Annotated in this window: 19 protein-coding genes and 1 pseudogene; 3 read left to right on the top strand and 17 right to left on the bottom strand. The window is 66.8% G+C overall.

Annotation, left to right across the window (positions count from 1 at the left end; genetic code table 11):
• The 7 genes from AC2VOP_RS12380 to AC2VOP_RS12350 all read right to left on the bottom strand — a co-directional run.
• Positions 1–544, bottom strand: a 544-nt coding sequence (locus AC2VOP_RS12380) for a phosphotransferase family protein (protein WP_486961241.1), incomplete at its 3' end; no start/stop codon positions are given.
• A complete protein-coding gene (locus tag AC2VOP_RS12375) occupies positions 537–1,322 on the bottom strand; it encodes an SDR family oxidoreductase (protein WP_486961240.1) in 786 nt (261 codons plus the stop codon). The genes AC2VOP_RS12375 and AC2VOP_RS12380, both read right to left, overlap by 8 nt.
• Positions 1,319–2,539 (bottom strand): acyl-CoA dehydrogenase family protein, encoded by a 1,221-nt coding sequence (locus AC2VOP_RS12370; protein ID WP_486961239.1) that lies wholly within the window; start codon positions 2,537–2,539, stop codon positions 1,319–1,321. Before AC2VOP_RS12370 ends, AC2VOP_RS12375 begins: the two co-directional genes overlap by 4 nt.
• Positions 2,540–2,547: 8 nt before the next feature.
• Positions 2,548–3,378 carry an SDR family oxidoreductase gene (locus AC2VOP_RS12365; protein WP_486961238.1) on the bottom strand — a complete coding sequence of 277 codons (831 nt, stop codon included), beginning with the start codon at positions 3,376–3,378 and terminating at the stop codon, positions 2,548–2,550.
• Positions 3,379–3,532: 154 nt separating this feature from the next.
• Positions 3,533–3,979 (bottom strand): type II toxin-antitoxin system VapC family toxin, encoded by a 447-nt coding sequence (locus AC2VOP_RS12360; protein ID WP_486961237.1) that lies wholly within the window; start codon positions 3,977–3,979, stop codon positions 3,533–3,535.
• Entirely contained in the window at positions 3,976–4,272 is a 297-nt protein-coding gene (locus AC2VOP_RS12355) for a hypothetical protein (RefSeq protein ID WP_486961236.1), read from the bottom strand. Before AC2VOP_RS12355 ends, AC2VOP_RS12360 begins: the two co-directional genes overlap by 4 nt.
• Positions 4,273–4,325: 53 nt before the next feature.
• The gene (locus AC2VOP_RS12350) at positions 4,326–5,849 is read right to left on the bottom strand and encodes a class I adenylate-forming enzyme family protein (protein WP_486961242.1); all 1,524 of its coding nucleotides are present in this window, start codon (positions 5,847–5,849) and stop codon (positions 4,326–4,328) included.
• A 204-nt stretch (positions 5,850–6,053) separates the two neighbouring features.
• Between AC2VOP_RS12350 and AC2VOP_RS12345 the strand changes: the two genes are divergently transcribed.
• From AC2VOP_RS12345 to AC2VOP_RS12335, 3 genes are all read left to right on the top strand, one after another.
• Positions 6,054–7,079, top strand: a complete 1,026-nt coding sequence (locus AC2VOP_RS12345; protein ID WP_486961235.1) for a 3-oxoacyl-ACP synthase III family protein — start codon at positions 6,054–6,056, stop codon at positions 7,077–7,079.
• Entirely contained in the window at positions 7,079–8,194 is a 1,116-nt protein-coding gene (locus AC2VOP_RS12340; RefSeq protein ID WP_486961234.1) for a sulfotransferase family protein, read from the top strand. Before AC2VOP_RS12345 ends, AC2VOP_RS12340 begins: the two co-directional genes overlap by 1 nt.
• A gap of 85 nt (positions 8,195–8,279) precedes the next feature.
• Positions 8,280–9,818: a hypothetical protein gene (locus tag AC2VOP_RS12335; protein ID WP_486961233.1), complete on the top strand. Its 1,539-nt coding sequence runs from the start codon at positions 8,280–8,282 to the stop codon at positions 9,816–9,818.
• Between the two features lie 7 nt (positions 9,819–9,825).
• Here the strand turns inward: AC2VOP_RS12335 and AC2VOP_RS12330 are convergent, their stop codons facing one another.
• The 10 genes and pseudogenes from AC2VOP_RS12330 to AC2VOP_RS12285 form a co-directional block, all read right to left on the bottom strand.
• Positions 9,826–10,287, bottom strand: a complete 462-nt coding sequence (locus AC2VOP_RS12330; RefSeq protein ID WP_486961232.1) for a flavodoxin family protein — start codon at positions 10,285–10,287, stop codon at positions 9,826–9,828.
• Positions 10,288–10,335: 48 nt separating this feature from the next.
• Positions 10,336–10,812: a hypothetical protein gene (locus AC2VOP_RS12325; RefSeq protein WP_486961231.1), complete on the bottom strand. Its 477-nt coding sequence runs from the start codon at positions 10,810–10,812 to the stop codon at positions 10,336–10,338.
• Positions 10,809–11,546: a 4-hydroxy-tetrahydrodipicolinate reductase gene (gene dapB, locus AC2VOP_RS12320; protein WP_486961230.1), complete on the bottom strand. Its 738-nt coding sequence runs from the start codon at positions 11,544–11,546 to the stop codon at positions 10,809–10,811. Before dapB ends, AC2VOP_RS12325 begins: the two co-directional genes overlap by 4 nt.
• A gap of 91 nt (positions 11,547–11,637) precedes the next feature.
• Positions 11,638–12,771 (bottom strand): PDR/VanB family oxidoreductase, encoded by a 1,134-nt coding sequence (locus AC2VOP_RS12315; protein WP_486961229.1) that lies wholly within the window; start codon positions 12,769–12,771, stop codon positions 11,638–11,640.
• Positions 12,768–13,691: an alpha/beta fold hydrolase gene (locus AC2VOP_RS12310; RefSeq protein ID WP_486961228.1), complete on the bottom strand. Its 924-nt coding sequence runs from the start codon at positions 13,689–13,691 to the stop codon at positions 12,768–12,770. Before AC2VOP_RS12310 ends, AC2VOP_RS12315 begins: the two co-directional genes overlap by 4 nt.
• A 12-nt stretch (positions 13,692–13,703) precedes the next feature.
• The gene (locus tag AC2VOP_RS12305) at positions 13,704–14,612 is read right to left on the bottom strand and encodes a metal-dependent hydrolase (protein WP_486961227.1); all 909 of its coding nucleotides are present in this window, start codon (positions 14,610–14,612) and stop codon (positions 13,704–13,706) included.
• Positions 14,613–14,628: 16 nt separating this feature from the next.
• Entirely contained in the window at positions 14,629–15,888 is a 1,260-nt protein-coding gene (locus AC2VOP_RS12300) for a DUF445 domain-containing protein (protein ID WP_486961226.1), read from the bottom strand.
• A complete protein-coding gene (locus AC2VOP_RS12295) occupies positions 15,885–16,556 on the bottom strand; it encodes an Abi-alpha family protein (protein WP_486961225.1) in 672 nt (223 codons plus the stop codon). Before AC2VOP_RS12295 ends, AC2VOP_RS12300 begins: the two co-directional genes overlap by 4 nt.
• 41 nt (positions 16,557–16,597) lie before the next feature.
• Positions 16,598–17,620, bottom strand: coding sequence for a nitronate monooxygenase (locus tag AC2VOP_RS12290; RefSeq protein ID WP_486961224.1), 1,023 nt, complete (start codon positions 17,618–17,620; stop codon positions 16,598–16,600).
• A 4-nt stretch (positions 17,621–17,624) separates the two neighbouring features.
• Positions 17,625–17,857: pseudogene (locus AC2VOP_RS12285) on the bottom strand (insulinase family protein); the annotation flags it as partial.

The following is a 17,857-nucleotide window of genomic DNA, read 5'->3' as shown; positions in this document are numbered from 1 at the left end:
GCAGCTCCCGGGTCTTGGACTGCTCCCACTGCCCGGCCCAGCGTTTGAGCTGGCGCGGCGCATACGGCTTGTGGCTGGCCAGATCCGCCAGCCCCACCGCGTCGATGTCGACGGCGTGGATCTTGGCCAGGGTTTGCGGCATCGACAGCCCAATCTGCCTGCGGCGCTGCGGTGTCAGCGAGTTGATGACCGGTATCCGGTCAAGCACTAGGCCGTCGATGAACTCCATCAGCAGCAGCGGGATCCCGTCAGCGTCCCGGGTCAGCCCGTATACCCGCGGGGTGGGTACATCGGTGTCCTGCAGGGCGGACAGGATTCTCGCCTCGCGGGCGACGTCATGTGCCGATGCAAGCAGATGCCCCAGCGGTGGACGCCGCAGCACCCAGCTCTGGCCGGCGGTGTCACGTACCTGATAGGTCAGGTTCGACTGGCCCAGTCCGATCCGCTCGAAGCTCAGCGGTGAGCTGGCCGGAATCGCCAGTTGTGCGACCCACCGTGCGACCGCCTGCGCGTCGACACCGACGACCGCAACGCCGTCACTCACCGGCACTCGACCGGAACATCATTGCGTTGCCCAAGATTTGGCCGCCGTCGACAACCATCGTCTCCCCGGTGACCCAGCTCGCCGCATCCGACACCAGAAACACCGCCGCGCCCGCCACGTCGGGCGGCTCGCCGATCCGCCCCAGCGCGGTGGCCGCCGACAGTGCCTGCTCGTGGTCCTTCCACAGCAGTTCGGCCATCCGGGTGCGCACCACCCCCGGGCAGATCGCGTTCACCCGCACCTTCGGCGAAAGCTCCAGCGCCAGTTGCTTGGTGACGTGGATCAGCGCGGCTTTGGTGGTGTTGTACAGGCCGAGGCCGGCTTCGAACGACATGCCGCCGATGGAGGCGATGTTGACGACCGCTCCGCCGTGCTCTCCCATCCACGACTTGACCGCGAGCGAGGTCCACAGCAGCGGCGCCCACAGGTTGATGTCGAAGATCTTGGCGAAGACGGCGTGGTCCTGGTCGATCAGCGGGCCGAACGCGGGGTTGGTTCCAGCGTTGTTGACGAGGATATCGATGCTGCCGAACCGCTCCAGGGTGAGGTCGATGCAGTGCTTGGCCGCGCCTTCCTCGGCGGCGTGGGCGGCGACACCCAGCACGTTGCCGGTGATCTGCCTGACCTGCTCAGCCGCCGCGTCGGCGTTTTCCTGCTTGCGGGAGGTGAGCACCACGTTGGCACCGGCGGCAGCCAGCTGCTGCCCGATCGCCAGCCCGATTCCGCGGGATCCGCCGGTGATGACCGCGGTGCGACCGGTCAGTTCGGGCGCGGTCATCGCGCGGCCTCACGGTATTTGCGCAACTCTTGCCGGGCGATCGCGCGCTTGTGTACCTCGTCCGGGCCGTCGGCCAGTCGCAGCGTGCGCAGGTGCGCCCAGAACCCCGCCAACACGAAGTCGTCGGTGACACCGCCGGCGCCATGCACCTGGATCGCCCGGTCGACGATCTTCAGCGCGATGTTGGGGGCGGCGACCTTGATCGCCGCGATCTCGGTCTGCGCCGCCTTGTTGCCGACGGTGTCCATCAGGTAGGCGGCCTTGAGGGTGAGCAGTCGGATCATCTCGATGTCGATGCGTGCCTCGGCGATCCAGTCCCGGATGTTGGCGTTCGCGCTGACCGGCTTGCCGAAGGTGATCCGCGACTCCGCCCGCCGGCACAGCAGCTCCAGCGCACGCTCGGCCATGCCGATCGTGCGCATGCAGTGGTGGATGCGGCCCGGCCCGAGCCGGGCCTGGGCGATCGCGAATCCCATCCCTTCGCCCATCAGCACGTCCTTGGCGGGCACCCGGACGTCGTGAAAGTCGATCTCGGCGTGGCCCTCCCGGTCCTGGTAGCCGAAGACCGGCACCCCGCGCAGCACGGTGACCCCGGGTGCGTCGATCGGCACCACCATCATGGACTGCTGAAGATGCGTTGCGGCGTCCGGATCGGTTTTGCCCATCACGATCATCACCGTGCAGTTGGCGTGCAATGCGTTGGAGGCGAACCACTTCCGCCCGTTGAGCACGTACTCGTCGCCGTCGCGCACCATGGACAGCGCCACGTTGGTGGCGTCCGAGCAGGCCGCCTGCGGCTCGGTCATCGCGAACGCCGAGCGGATCTTGCCGTCGAGCAACGGTTTGAGGTATTTCTCCTTGTGCTCGTCGCTGCCGAATAGGGTGAACACCTCCATGTTGCCGGTGTCGGGTGCGCTGCAGTTGCACGCCTCCGGGGCCAGATGCGGGCTGTGGCCCATGATCTCGGCCAGCGGCGCATACTCCAGATTGGTCAGGCCCGGCCCCCACTCGGGATGCGGATGGAACAGGTTCCACAATCCCTGTTTGCGAGCTTCGGTTTTGAGCTCCTCGATGATCGGCGGCTGGAAGTGCGGGTCACCGGAATCGCGCATCTGCTGCTCATAGACCGGCTCGGCAGGGTAGATGTGCGAGTCCATGAACTCCAGCAGATCTGCATGGTATTTCTTTGCTCGGTCGGTCATTTCGAACAGTGACATACAGGGCATCAGAACTCCTTCTCACCGGGGTTGAGCAAGCCGCGTTGGTAGCGGCGCATGCCGCGCAGCCAGCGGTCGTAGTCGGTTGCCTTGTGGCGGTACATCTCCAGCACCACCGGGTGCGGCAGGATCAAGAACCGTTCGTCGGCGATCGCCGCCAGCACGGCGTCGGCAACCTGCGCGGGTTCTAGCACGTCGCCGGCGGTGGTGACCGCTCGGCTGGCCAGCTCGCCGAGTGGGTCACCGGAACGCTCACCGGCGTGCAGCAGTTGGGTGTTCACCCCCATCGGGCACAGGCAGCTGACCCGGACGCCTTGGTCGCCGTAGCTGATGTTCAGCCATTCGGCGAATCCGACCGCAGCGTGCTTGGTCACCGCATAGGTGGCACCGCCGAGCTGGGTGAGCAGGCCGGCCGCTGATGCGGTGCTGACGAAGTAGCCCTCGCCGCGCTGCACCCAGCCGGGCACCAGCAGTTGCGCAGCGCGGATATGCGCGCGCAGGTTGACGTCGATGGACCGGTCCCAGTCGCTCTCGCCGGCGTCCAAACCCGGCGGACCGGTAATGCCGGCATTGGCGAAGTACAAGTCCACCGGCCCGAATTCCTGCTCGGCCAAGTCGATCAGCTGTCGGATCGCGGCGGTGTCGGAGACGTCGGCGCCCGCACTGACGACGGTGCCGGGCCGCTCGGCGTTGACCCGGTCGGCCACCGCCCGCGCGGCTCCGCCGTCGAGGTCGGCGGCCACCACCCGCGCACCCTGTCGGGTCAGCGCCGCCGCCAGCGCGCCGCCGATTCCGCCGCCGCCGCCCGTGACGATGGCAACCTTGCGGTCAACCTGCATACGCACTCCTCTCCGCGCGAGCAGACACAGAATCGCACAGGTCCGCCTACGCCGGGCCGCGGGACCTCAGGTGGTGCTCAAGGGCCCGCTCTGCGGGCTACTGACCAGCCCGTCGTCGGCCGCCCAACGTCGATCTGTGAGCATCAGCCGGTGGTCAGCGGCGCAGCGTGGACGTCAATCCTTCGGCTGCGGCAGCGGCGTTGAGCGCGTCGTCGTAGGCGAGGAAGTCGATACCGTCCGGCACCGCATCGGCTACAGACAAGGCGCTCGCGAGCTGTATCGCGTCGTAGGCCCGCAGCCCGTGAACACCCACGAGGTGCGCGGCAGCATCGACGACGGCCACGGTGACCGCAACGACCGAGAACCGGGGCGGCTCGTCGATGTCGCCGAAGTAGTCCGCTTCGAAGTCGGCAACGAGGACACCGGCATCGGTTGCCGCGAGCTCGCTCATACGGTGCTTCCGCCACAGTGCTGCCGGAACTTCGACTCGTGCCAGCTGACTGACTACCAGATGCGACAATTTTCTGACGTCGGCGCAGTCCGGCTCATCGGCGTAGAGCTTCACCAGCGCGGAAGAGTCGGCGAAGACGCCAGCGCTCACCCCCTATCACGTACCACCAGGCGAGACAACGGTGTGCCCGCACCCGCGGCCCTGCGCGCGCGTGTGACAGCACCGCCATCCGGGCGGACGCGCCGCCGGCCGGTTTCGGCCAGCAACCCAGCCAGCGCAAGGCGCTCACGAAGCCGGTCGACATCGCTGCCGGCGAGAGCTGGGTCCGTTGCAGCTTGAGCCAGTTGGGTGAGGTATTCGTTGAGGCTCCAGCCACGCCGCGACGCTACTTGGCGTACTCGCTCGACAAGCTCATCGGGAGCACGCCAGGTCACTTGGGTCATGAATGCATGATAGCAATCATGACTCGCGGCGACCAGCTCGATTCTGGAGGAAGTCATCGCAACGGTGCGCCCCAGGCCACCTGCTCGCGCAGCTGCCCTTTGAGCAGCTTGCCGCTCGCGGTGCGCGGCAGCGCCTCGGTGACCACCGTGACGTACTGCGGCACCTTGAAATCAGCGAGCTGGCCGCGGCAGTGCTCGAGCACCGCGACCACGTCGACACCGTGGGAGTCGCCGACCAGCACCGCGCCGACTTTCTCGCCCATCACGTCGTCGGGCACCGGCAGCACGCAGGCGTCGGTGACGCCCGGCGCCGCCAGCAGCACCGCCTCCACCTCGACGCTGGAGACGTTCTCACCGCCCCGGATGATGATGTCCTTGAGCCGGTCGACGATGTGCACCCGGCCTGCGTCGTCGACCCGGACCACGTCGCCGGTGTGCAGCCAGCCGTCCACGATGGTGGCCGCGGTGGCCTCCGGCCGGTTCCAGTAGCCGGCGGTCACATTGGCGCCGCGCACCACCAGCTCACCGGTGGTCGGGTCGTCGCCGAGGGGTACCAGGCCGATGTCGCCGGAAGGCACCACGTAGCCCACCGAGTCGGCGTGCTGGAAGGCTTCGGAGTCGGGCAGCACGGTCATCAGCGACGCGGTCTCGGTCATCCCGTATCCGTTGAACACGGTGCCGGTATCGAATGCGTTCTGTAGCGACTTGACCAGTGACGGCGCAATCGGCGCGCCGCCGTAGCCGACCCACCGGACCCCGGAGATGTCGGCAGCGGCGAAACCGGGGTGTCGCAGCAGCAGGGCGTAGATCGCCGGGACGGTCACCAGCGATGAGATCCGTTCGGCGGGCAGCGCGTTGATCAGCCCGGGCAGGTCCAACGCCGGCATGATCACCGCCGCGCCCCCGGCGTAAGCGGCGACCAAAAGTTGCGAGTTGCAGCCGGTCACATGAAAAAGCGGCACCGAGATCAGCGTGCGCAACTGTTCGCCGATATCCCGGGACTCCCCCATGCAGCGCATCATGCTCTCGGCATTGGTCAAAAACGCCTCGTGGGTGGTGGGCACCCCCTTGGGGCGCCCGGTGGTGCCCGAGGTGTAGAACAACGCCGCGACATCGGCGGCGCCCAGTCCGTCCACCAGATACGGTTCGCCGTCCGGCAGTGGGACATCCGGCGCCAGGTCGATCCGCGCACCAGCGTCGGAGAGGACGAACTCCACTTCCGGTGCCGCCGAGCGGGTGTTGACTGCCACCGGCACCCCGCCGGCCATCAGCGCGCCCCAGAACGCCAGCACCCAATCCAGGCCCGCCGGATAGCGCACCCCCACCCGGTCGCCGCGGTGCAGGCCGGCGTTGTGCAACCCGCCCGCCACCCGGGCCGCACGCTGCCACAGCTGGCGGTAGGTCACCCGGTCGGCGCCGAGCTCCACCACGGCTTCGCTGTCCGGCCGGTGCTGCACCTGGTCGGCGAGCAAGTCCAGCAGCGTCTCCGGCAGGTGGTCGTAGTGCGGTACGCCGCGGGCATCTCGGGATACTCCTGCGGTCGGAAATGGGTTGTGCCGGCGCGAAATCTCGATCACGGCAGGCTCTGAAGTCATGTCCACTCCATTCTGGCGCCACCCTACGACGGTGTGGTGCCTCGCACACCGGTATCGGTCCGCCGCTCACTGACCGCGGCACGGATTGCACGTTGGCTTCTGGTAACTTCGAGAACCTGCGTCTATTTCATGAGGGGGAGTCTTGCGAAATCGGATGCCTGCCCTCACGGTGGGCGGTACCGCCCGATGAACCTGCCCAGCCTCCACCTGTCCCGGCCCGCGATCATCACGCCGGACGAGGTCGTCGACAACGACAGGGTGCTGTCACACGTCCGCGACCTGTTTCGCGGCTCGACGGCCGATTGGGAGCCGATCGAGCAGGGTATCCGGTACGTGTTCGACCGGTGCAACACCAAGCTGCGCTACCTGGTGACCGATCCGACGCTGTCGCCCGGCGAGTTCGCGTCGCGCGCGGCGGCCGCCTGCCTGGCCGAGAACGCCGTGCCGGCGTCCGAGGTCGACCTGCTGATCTACGGCGGGATCGCCCGGGAAAACTTCGAGCCGGCCACCGCCACCGAGGTCGCCGGTCGCCTCGGCGCGAAGCCACTGCACGCCATCGACGTGACCTGCGCCTGCGCCGGGCTGATCGAGGCGCTGCACGTCGTCGCGGGCTATTTCGTCCTGCACGACGAGCTGCAGACGGCGCTCATCTGCGCCGGTGAGCTGATGCGCGACCGGATCAGCTACGACATCCAGTCGCCCGAGGACATGGCGGTCGGCGTAGCCGGCCTGACGCTCGGCAACGCCGCCGCCGCGCTGCTGGTCACCCGCGGACCCCTGCCGGCGGGCAGCGCCCGGGTGGTGGGAATTCGGCACAAGACACTCTCCGAGCACTACGACATCTGCAAGGCACCCGTCGACGGCCACTTCACGTCGCAGTCCAAAGAGCTGTTCGCCCTCGCGGTGCATGTGCCGCCCGAGATCCGCGCCCTGACGACGGACGCCGGGTGGTCACCGGCCGACGTCGACCACTACGCGTTCCACCAGCCCAGCGAGGCGGTGCTGGAGCGCGTTTTCACCGAACTCGGCGCGCGCCCGCAGGCGGGCATCCACACCCACGCGCTGTTCGGCAACACCGCCAGCACCTCGTGGGCGGTCGCGCTGGATCACCGACTGCGCAGCGGGACCGTCCAGGCCGGCGACAAGGTCGTCCTCGCGAGCGCCGCGGCCGGTTTCACGATCGTCTGCGCCGCCGCGGTGTGGGACGGCTGATGCGGCACCACCTGCGGCTGTACCGGGCGATCACCAAGACGTTCCGGCTCTGGCTGCGGCCGCTGGGCACGTTCCTGATCCTGCAGGTGCGCCAGGCCGTCTCTGCGATGACCCTCGGCCTGGACCACATCGCTTATCCGCGGTTTCGCAAGCAGGTGATCGACCGGCCGATCTTCATCATCGGCAACCCGCGCAGCGGCACCACGTTCCTGCACCGGCTGTTGCTCGGGGCCGGCGACATGGCCGCCCTCGAGCTGTGGGAGATGCTCTTCCCGGCCATCACCGCCCGCAAGCTGTTGAGCAGAGTCGTCTCGCGCGCCGATCGGCTGTCGCCGGCACGCTACCATCCCTCCGACGTGCACGACACCAGCCTGCGCGGTATCGAGACCGACGACGTCGCGTGGTTCTTCCGCACCCTCGACGGTCCGTTCGCCTGGGCGTACTTCCTGGCCTGGCAGGACATCTGGGGCAGCGACCTGTCGCGGCAGGAATTCGGGATCGAAGGCATCCGGGCGCGCGACGAGGAACGCTTCTTCCGGTACTACGAGGCGTGCTGGCGGCGGAATCTGACGTTCAAACGTGCCCGCCGCATCCTGGTCAAGTCGAGCATGCTCACCTTCCGCCTGGACGCGTTGCTGCGGCGCTACCCCGACTGCCGGCTGGTTTACGTCGCCCGCGACCCGGTCGAGGTCATCCCGTCTGGGATGTCGCTGTTGGCCAGAGTGCTGGAGAACGCCTACGACATCTGGAACCGCACCAGCAAGGAGGACCAACAACGCTGGCTGGAGAACCTCTACCAGGCATCGTGCGACATGATCCGCCGCTTCCACGAAGCCCGGCTGGCTGGCCGAATCCCGGAGCAGAACCTCTTGGTGGTGCGCTACCCGGACCTGCTGGGCAACCTCGAGCCGACGATCGAGAAGATCCTCGGTTTCATCGAGATCGAGCCGGGTGCGGCCTTCCGGGAGGAGGTGCGGGCGCAGGCGGAGCGACAGCGCAGCTACACCAGCGGTCACCAGCACTCGCCCGAACAGTTCGGTCTCACCGCGGAACGCATCCGGAGCGACCTCGGCTTCGTCTACGACGCGTTCGGGCTGTCCAGCGAGCCTGGTTGACGTGCAGCATCGGCGCGACAGAGCATCCGTCGCTGAGTCCGTGCTGTATGCTGCTGTTTCTTGTATGGAACGCGTGTCGATGTGATTGCTGAGAAATCAGCGGCAACGGCTCTTGATGAACCGCCATTGTCCCACCCGCGCCCTGGGCACGGTTGCCGGGGCGCTGCTCGGTGCCGCGATACTGCCGCTGGCCGTCGCGCTGGCCGACGACAACGACTTCAATCCCGCTTTCTATACCTTCCAGCCCGTGGCACCCGAAACGCTCATCGGAATTTACAACAGCTTTACAGCTCCACCGGGTGCGGACGGCAGCATTCAAGGATATCAGCCATTCGATGTTACGAACACTAATGGCGACGTCGTAGGCACCTTCTACGCCTACGAATCCACCTTCCCGTACCTTGCGCCGGATCAGCCCGCTAGCGACGGCGATTCAATCAGCAACCAGGAACTTCTCGTCACTTCCGATGTACCCGGCTCCGAAGACACAACCGGGACAATTCCACCGAACGGATCGGTGTTCAGCAATATTTGGTTCTTCGGCCACACCTTCGAAAACGTTTACTCCTCCGTACCCGGGTCCGACGGCGATGCGAGCCATGACACGCTGGTGACACCGCTGGGTAACGTCGACCTTACCTGGTTAATCGTCGACCTCCTGGGCTTTAACGCAGCAGATCCGCCGGCCGTGTTACCCGACGAGATCCAGGCTCATGGCAGTCCAATGTTCACCGCGATAAGCGGGCTTGCGCCGCTGGACATCACCCCTCAGGGGTATCAGCAATTTGACTTCCTCTACAACGGTAGTCCGGTCGGTATGTTCGACGCCGCTACAACGCCAACAACCGACGTCTTTGGCTTTCACACCGAGGCACTCCTCGTCACTAACGACGTCACCGGCATCCCAGGAACCAAAGCCGGAGACATCCCGCCGGTGGGCTCGGTGTTCAACACCATAGAACTGAAATCGCTCCCCGGCGTCCAGCTCGATTACTCGTCTCTCCCCTCACCCAGCGGCAACGCGATCACAACTACCCTGGTGACCCCCCTCGGCAAGCTGAATCTTTCCCCACTCTTCCAGGACGATAACGCCTCGGCAGGACTCACGGACGGTTTGGCGATCCAGCCGTTCTCCTTCGGCGAAGACACCATCGCTCCTGATAGGCATTCTCCAGAGGTGTTCACCGGCATAAACGGGCTCGCGCCGCAAACCACCGTCATTCAAGGACAGCAGCTCTTCGACGTTAGCGGCGCAGACGGCACTCCAGTCGGGAGCTTCGATGCCGACGTGGCTTCCATGCCGAACTTGTTGTTAACTCATTACTCCCTGGCTCTCGTCGTCACCTCCGACTCATCGGGCACCCCAGGCGACGACCCCGGAGACGTTCCACCGCCCGGCTCGCTTTTTGACATCGTCAACTACGGTTTGGGCTTCCAGAACATGTACTACGACCTCCCCGGGATAGGGCCCGACGGCGCCAACCTGATCAAGGATTTCTTCACGATCCCCGGATTGGGGCCCATCGACATCTCCTGGCTGGCGCAGGGCACAAACGCGGCCGCAGGTCTCACTGACGTAGCGTATTCGGGCAGCGCCTGGACCGACCTTTATTCTCTCCCGTGAAATTCCATCAGCTCTCCATGAGCGTCGCGGCCAGGGTGCCGCCGAGTTCATAGGCGGCGTCTCGCGCCCTGGCGTCGACCGCGCCGACGACTTCCAGGGTGTCGGCCACCTTCTCCAACGCCAGGCCGGTAGCCGCCTTGTACACCGCGTTGGCCGCCCCGACGGTGTCGTTGTTGCCGTGCACCCACAGCCCATACGGCCGCCCCGCCACATGATCCAGGCTCGGGTAATAGACGGTGTCGAAGAAGTGCTTGAGCGCACCGGACATGTAGCCGAGGTTGGCCGGGGTGCCGAACAGGTAGCCGTCGGCCTCCAGCATGTCGCACACCACGCCGGCCAGCGCCGGCCGGACCACCACCTCGACGCCCTCGATGGCCGGGTCGTTGGCACCGGCCAGCACCGCCTCGAGTAACTCCCGGGTGGGTGGCGACGGCGTGTGGTGCACCACGAGCAGCGTCTTGCTACTCATCGGCGCCGCTCCTCAGCATCGCTACGCTCTGCATCGTCGCCGGCGCGGTCATCGGCAGCTTTGCTGCAGTCGGACCGCGATCCGCAGCGCCTCGCGCGCCCGGCGGCGGTCCCCGGCGTGGTCGTAGGCACGCGCGAGCCGGTACCAGCGCCGCCAATCGTCCGGCTCGCGCTCCAATTCTTCGCGGACGGCGTAGAACAGCGCGTCGGCGGCCTCGCGCTGGACGCGCCCCGACGGCCGGCGGGGCAACGCGCTGACATCCAGTTCCATGCCGTCGTCGGCGATCAGCCGCGCCAGCCGCTGGTGGGCGAACCCGTCGCGCAGCGTGGCGATCATCGCCCACAGCCCGATGACCGGCAAGATCAGCAGCGCCGCGCCCAACCCGATCGCCACCCCGGAGCCGGAGATGATCATCAGCACCGCCATGCGGCCCAGCAGCACCAGATACGTCAGCAGCACCAGACACATGAAAGCGACGAGCAACTGGATTCGGCTAAGACGTGACACCGCAATAATATTCGTCATTTTAGGTCCAGCAGCGGTTCGATACCCACGGTCAGGCCGGGACGCTCCGAGATGCGCCGTACGGCCAGCAGCACGCCGGGCACGAACGAGGTGCGGTCCAGGCTGTCGTGACGGATGCTCAGCGTCTCCCCGGCGGTGCCCAACAGCACCTCCTGGTGGGCGACCAGCCCGGCCAGCCGCACCGAGTGCACCGGGATGCCGTTGACGTCGGCACCGCGGGCGCCGGGCAGGCTGGTGCTGGTGGCATCGGGGTTGGGCGGCAGGTCTTTTCGGGCCTCTGCGATCAGCTCGGCGGTGCGCACCGCGGTGCCCGACGGGGCATCGGCCTTCTGCGGATGATGCAGCTCGATGACTTCCACCGAGTCGTAGAACCTGGCCGCCTGGACAGCGAAGTGCATGGACAGCACCGCCCCGATCGCGAAATTGGGTGCAATCAGGACCGCGGCGCCTGGCTCGGCCTCCAACCATGACCGCACGCGGGTCAGCCGCTCCCCGGTGAAACCCGTGGTGCCGACTACCGCGGAGATCCGGTTGTCGATCAAGAACTTCAGATTGTCCATGACGACGTCGGGATGGGTGAAGTCGATCACCACCTCGGTGCCGCTGTCGGTCAGCAGGCTCAGTGGGTCGCCGGCATCGACCTGCGCCGACAGCGTCAGATCCGCTGCGGCGCGCACCGCCGTGACCATCGTCGCACCGACTTTGCCTTTGGCGCCCAGCACGCCCACCCGCATAGCTGCAGCCTACTGGTGCTGCCACCGCTCGCCGGCGCGCCCGGCTCGACCAATCGCCGCAAACCGTCGACAATTGCGCCTGGCGGTGCGCTCAGGCGTCGACGACCACCCGGTCGCCGCGCGCCCGCGAGACGCAGACCAGCATCTCATCGTCGGCCTCGGCAATGCGCCCGCGATGGTCGACCCGGCCGGCCAGCACCTTGACGCGGCAGGTGCCGCAGAATCCCTGCCGGCATGAGCACGGCGTCGTCGGGTCCACGTCGAGCATGACGGCCAGCGCGGAGCGGTCCGCCGGTATGGACAGCACCCGCCCGGAGCGGGCCAGTTCCAATTCGAACGGCACCCCGTCGACGACCGGCGGCGGGCTGAACCGTTCGTAGTGCAGCGGCGCCCTGACATGCTCGACATGCTTGACATGCTTGACATGCCTGGAGTTTTCGGCGACTTCACTGCGGGCGGTGCGCACCGCTTCCAGCATTTCGGCGGGCCCGCAGACGTACACCGCGGTTCGGAGCCCGGCACCGGCCAGCAGGTCTTCGGTGCCGGCGAACCCTCCGCGCTCGTCGTCGGCCCACACGGTAACCCGGTCCGTCGCCACCGCCAGCACCTCGTCCAACAGCGGCATGTATTCACGGCTGCGGCCCGCATACACTGCACGCCAAGAAATCCTGCGCCGCTGCGCTTCAATGATCATCGGCAGGATCGGCGTCACCCCGATGCCGCCGATCACGAACAGCACCTCGTCTTCTCCGGTGCCGAGGTAGAACGCGTTACGCGGACCCTCGAAAACCAGCGTGTCGCCTTCTGCGAAGGTCTCGTGCATCTCCACCGACCCGCCGCCGCCGTCGTCGAGCCGGCGCACCGCGATGCGGTAATCGATACGCCGGCCGGGCTGTCCGCACAGCGAATACTGGCGGCGGCGACCGGACGGCAACTGGACATCGATGTGCGCGCCCGGCGTCCAGGACGGCAGCAGGCCGCCATCCGGGTCGGCTAAGGTCAACGCCACGGCATCCGGGGTGACCATCTCGCGCTTGGCGACGACGGCGGCGATCGTCCGCCGCACCGGTTCCACCTGCGCGGGCTTCCACCGCGAGACAACGGAAAAACCTTTGAACAAGGTGACGGCGCCCCACAGCATGGTGTAGAACCGGTCATGCCTGCGCCGGCCATAGAGGTCGACGGGCCTAGATTTCCAGATATCTTGCCGCACAGCGGCTCTCATTTTCCTTGTTGAATGTCGCGGATACCGGCAGCCACCGCGCGGTCGACCCACTCTGCCGTCAATCTGGCGATGACATCGGGACGGCTGGTCACCACCCAGTGGCCGCCGATGATCGAAACGACCCGACCGCCGGCCGGAATCGAGCCGGTGAAGCACTGCAGAGCGGGAGTGACGAAGATGTCCCTGCGCGGCACCAGCACCTGGACCCCAACGTCGGTGGTGGGCAGCTGCTTCGCCGGGGAGAGCAACGGCTTTGGCATGTTCGCCCGGTACAGGTTGAGCCCGTTGCGGTAGTCGCGAGCGCTGCGAACCGCGGCACGCGAACGGGTGCTGGAATCGCCGATGCGCCCAAGCCTTTCAACAACCTTGCGGCCAAACCTGATTCGGAACAATGCCTCTGGCAGCTTCGGCGTCAGAAACAGCCAGATGTATGTCGAAGCCAGCCCCTGCTTGGCCACATCGACGATCGCGCGCAGGCTGCGCGGCGACCGCAGGAACTTACCGGCATAATCCAGGTGCGGCCCCGAGATCGAGGTATAGGAGGCGATTTTCGGCATCAACACCGGATCGGTGACCGCGGCCCAGCCCTGGATCGAACCCCAGTCGTGTCCCAACAGATGCACCCGGTCGACACCGAGGTGGTCGATCACGGCGCCGATGTCGGCAAGCAGCTGGGGAAACCGGTACCCCGACTTGTCCGCCGGGGCTGATGACTCACCGGCCCCGCGCACGTCGTAGGCGACGACGTTGTAGCGGCCGGGGTAGGTATCGGCCAGTTGCTCAGCGACCCCATCCCAGAGGTGGTGATTGTCCGGGTAGCCGTGGATCGCCAGGACGGTCGGCCGTCGCGGATCGATGTCGGTGTAGGCGTGCACGGCCAGAATCACGCCGTCCCGGGCGGTAACAGCGGTGGTGGTCATGAAGTCGTCCCGTCAGTGGGTGGCGCGGGCGGCGGGCGAGACCGCGAGATAGTTCACCGCCCGTTCCACCCCGCCCAGCTGGGAAGGATGGAATCTGGGCTTGTAGTAGGCGGCGATAGCGGGGACGAATTCCAACGGCGCGGGCACCAGACCGCGCCGCGACACCGTGAACCAGTCCCGCCAGCGTGGCTTGGCGCCCGCCGGAAGCTCCGGGTCCACCGAATACATGAACCGCAGTCCACGCACCCACAGCCACAGCATCAGTGGTGTCACCGCCAGCTGGGTGCGGACCTGCCGCCAGTACCCGGCCCGCAGGTGCTTCATCGCGTCGAAGGCGACGGCCTTGTGCTCGACCTCTTCGGCGCCGTGCCAGCGCAGCAGGTCCAGCATCACCGGGTCGGTGCCGACGGCGTCAAGCGCAGGCGTGTCGAGGATCCACTCGCCCAGGATCGCGGTGTAGTGCTCGATGGCCGCCACCAGCGCCACCCGCTCCAACAGCCACTTGTGCCGACGTCGTTCGCTCCATTTCGGCCGCTCGCCCAGCAGCTTGTCGAACAGCCACGTGATCTGGCCGGTGTAGGGCGACAGGTCGATGCCCTGCGCGGCCAGATGGTCGACGACACCGGCGTGGGCCTGGGAATGGGTAGCCTCCTGACCGATAAAGCCCTGCACGTCCAGCCGCAGCTGGTCGTCCTTGATCAGCGGCAGTGCCTGCTTGAAAACCTCGACGAAGAACTCCTCGCCAGCGGGCAACAGCAGGTGCAGCACGTTGGCGAAGTGGGTGGCGAACGGTTCGCCCGGCACGTAGTGGACGGGCAATTTCGACCAGTCGAACCTGACGTCGCGCGCCTGTAAGACGATGCGCTCGTGATCCAGGCAGGCGTCGTGCGGACCCGCCGCGTCATCGCTGATCTTCAGCATGGGAACACCCTAGCGGCTATCTGCCGAGTTGCTCGACCAGCACCACCTGCAGCTCGCCGACCAGAAAACCCAGCACGGCGCCGACGGTGACCATGAGCATCTCGTCGTCTTTGAAGACCGGTCGCAGGATGGATTCGTACTGCTCGGGTGTGAGCTTGTTCATCTTGTCGATGACGAGGTTCTCGACGTCGAGGGTTTTGACGGCGTAGTCCCTGGCTTCGGCCATGGTGTCCGGCAGGCGCTCCAGCAGCATCCGCACGATGGCGTCCTTGACCTCGCGGTAGCGTTTGGTGCCGATCGCCAGCGTGATCAGCGGTCGCGTGATGCCGGCCTGTGCGTCGACCGCCATCGAGATCTCCCTGTCGACGAGGGTGAACAGCCGTTCGGAGGTCGGACCCTGCAGCACCGCCTCCATCAGCACCTCCGGTGCGAAGAGGTCGGTGGCCAGCAGGCGGGCGTAGTCGCGGGTCACGGCGTCGCGTTGCGCATGCAGCACACCGTGGACCGGAAACCCGAGGAACTTCTTCGGTTGGCGGGGTATGAAGATCAGGTTCAACGCCAGCCAGTCGCTGGCGAAACCGGTGACAAAGCCGAACCCGGGCATGATCCAGGGGTTGTGGAACACACCCCACGCGACCATCTGCACCAGCCCGATCGCGAAGCCGAAGTAGATGCCGCTGCGGCGGATGAACGTCAATGCCGCCCCACCCATCCCCCGCATCATGTCGTTGAGCTGGGCCTTGTTCTTCACCAGCGTGGTGACGGCGAGGTAGTGCAGGTCGATGAACCGCGGCAGGTCGGCCCTCATCTCGGTGAGCAGATTATCGACAACGCCGGGCGCAGCCGCGTGCACCCGGGACAGCACCGCCTCGCGGCCCACGGCCGGCAGTGCGGCCCACAGGCCGGGGCGCACCATCTCCGCGAGTTCGCGGGCCATCTCCTCGATGCTGCGGGTCAGTGGCTCGCGCAGATCCTCCACCACCTGTCTGGCGTCGATCTTGTCCAGGATCTCCTCGGGCCGCAGCAGCCGGTCGGTCATCATCTGGATGGTCACCGCCGCGGTCTTGCCGGCGCGGCGCGGGATCACACCCTGCCAGCCCAACGGCCCGATACCGACGAACTCGATCGGCCGATAGAGCATCTGCAAGGCGACGAGCTTGGTGACGTAGCCGACGAAGGCGGCCACCAACGGCATGGATAGATAGATGAACCAGTTCAGCTTGGCGTCGGCGGCGATCTCACCCCAGCGCTGCAGGGCGACGACGGAGGACGTCACCCGCGTTCCTGGGCTCCGCGCACAGCAGCCCACAATTCCAGGCCGAGTCCGGACAGACGCAGCGTGTACTTCTCGGTATGCGCTGGGATCGGGCCACGGCCGGCCTTCTTGACGGCCGCCAGCACCGCGGTGTCTGCGCCGAGAATCTCGTACTCGTCCTTCAAGGTGATGTCCTCGGGCCCGGACTCGAGAAGCCCGAGGGAGAGCAGATGGCTGACATACATCGGTGTCAGGTGCGGAAGGGCGAGGCCGGCGGTCTTTCCGATCAGCGACATGTTCTCCAGCACCACCTCTCCCACCAGGCCCGCACGGGTGCGCGCGTAGACGTTCAGCAACGGAGATGCCGACCCGTCGGACAGGGCACTGATGATCCGCGCTTCGTCGGGCAGCATCTGGTCGAGGATCTTGTGGAACAGCTCCTGGCGGCTCGACGCCGTGTTCTGCCCGACCGCACGGTCCAGCAGGTTGTGCATCTTGGCGTCGAGACTCTCCGGTACCTCGGCGGAGACCGGCGGAGGCGGCGCAGGAGCCTCGCCCGAGCTGACGCCCATTGCCGACCGGACCGCCGCGAAGATCTGCCGCTCGCCCCATTCGGCGGCCTTGATATAGCTGCGTGTGGTCTGCTCTGCCAGGTCGACGAGCCGAGCCGGGTCAAAGCGAAAATCCATGCCCTGAAGTTAGCGCAGCCGCTCTGCTTGCCGTGACGGATTCAGCCGGTCAGGCCGGCGACGATATCGGCCGCCGGTCCCGGACGAGCGCAACGGTACGCGGTCCCCGCCCACAGGCTGGTGCCCTGCGGATCTCCGAACGCCACCGCCGCCGCGCGGATCGGCAACGTCATGTGGTTGACCTCGGGGTATCCCAGCGGCGCCACGTCGTCGAGAACGCGGGTGAAGTCATTCTCCAGGGCACGCGCATACCGCCCGGAAAACGACCGCGTCACAACGGTGTTGACGAAGCTCGGGTCCTGCAGCGCGGCGCGGTAGATAGGGTTGGTTCCGGCCTCGTCGCACAGCAGCAGTGCGGTTCCGACCTGCGCAGCCACCGCGCCACGCCGCAACGCCCCGGCCACATCGGCGGCGGTGCCCAAGCCGCCGGCGGCGACAACCGGAACACCCTCATGGGCACCGACGATGTCGTCGAGCAGTTCACCCAGCGACTCGGTTCCGGGTTGCGCGTCCGGTGCGAAGGTGCCGCGGTGTCCCCCGGCATCGGGGCCCTGCACTACCAGACCGTCGGCTCCGTGGGCGACGGCGATGCCGGCTTCATAGACTGACGTCACGGTGACCAGGGTCAGGATGTTCAACTCCCGCAGCATCGCTAAGGTCTCCGGCGGCGGGGTTCCGAATGTGAAGGACGCCACCGCGGGCCGGACATCGGACATCACTTCCAGCTTCTCCGACCAGAGGTCGTCGTCTCCGGGGCGCGGCATACCCACCGTGACGCCGTAATGTTCGGCCAGTGGCTCCAAGTGTTCCGCGTATTCGTCGAGCTGCACCATGTCGGCGGTACTGGGTTGGGGCACAAAGAGATTGACACCGACGGGTCCACTGGCGGCGGCACGCGCGGCCGTGATGTCCTCGTCAAGCTGTGGTGCGCTCAGGTATCCGCCGGCGACGAACCCCAGCCCGCCGGCATCCGACACCGCCGCCGCCAGCGCCGGGGTGCTCGGGCCGCCGGCCATCGGCGCGGCCACCACGGGCACTGCGAGTTCGGCGAAGCTGAAAGTCATCCGCCTAGCCTGACATCGACCGCAGCCACCGGGGAAGCGAGCCTTTCGACCGGTGCGGGCCGAGCACCGCGACACCGCAGGGTTGGCGCAGCAGGCGGCGGGCCAGCACATTGACCTCCTCGACAGTGACCGCGTCCAGTTCGGCCAGGCTGCGGGCGATGCTGCGGTGGCCGCCGTAGTTCAGCTCGTTGCGGCCGATCCGGTTCATCCGCGAACCGGAGTCCTCCAGCCCCAGCA

It is taken from the genome of Mycobacterium sp. TH-M106 (assembly GCF_057473765.1).
This window is presented reverse-complemented; position numbering and strand designations above follow the sequence as displayed.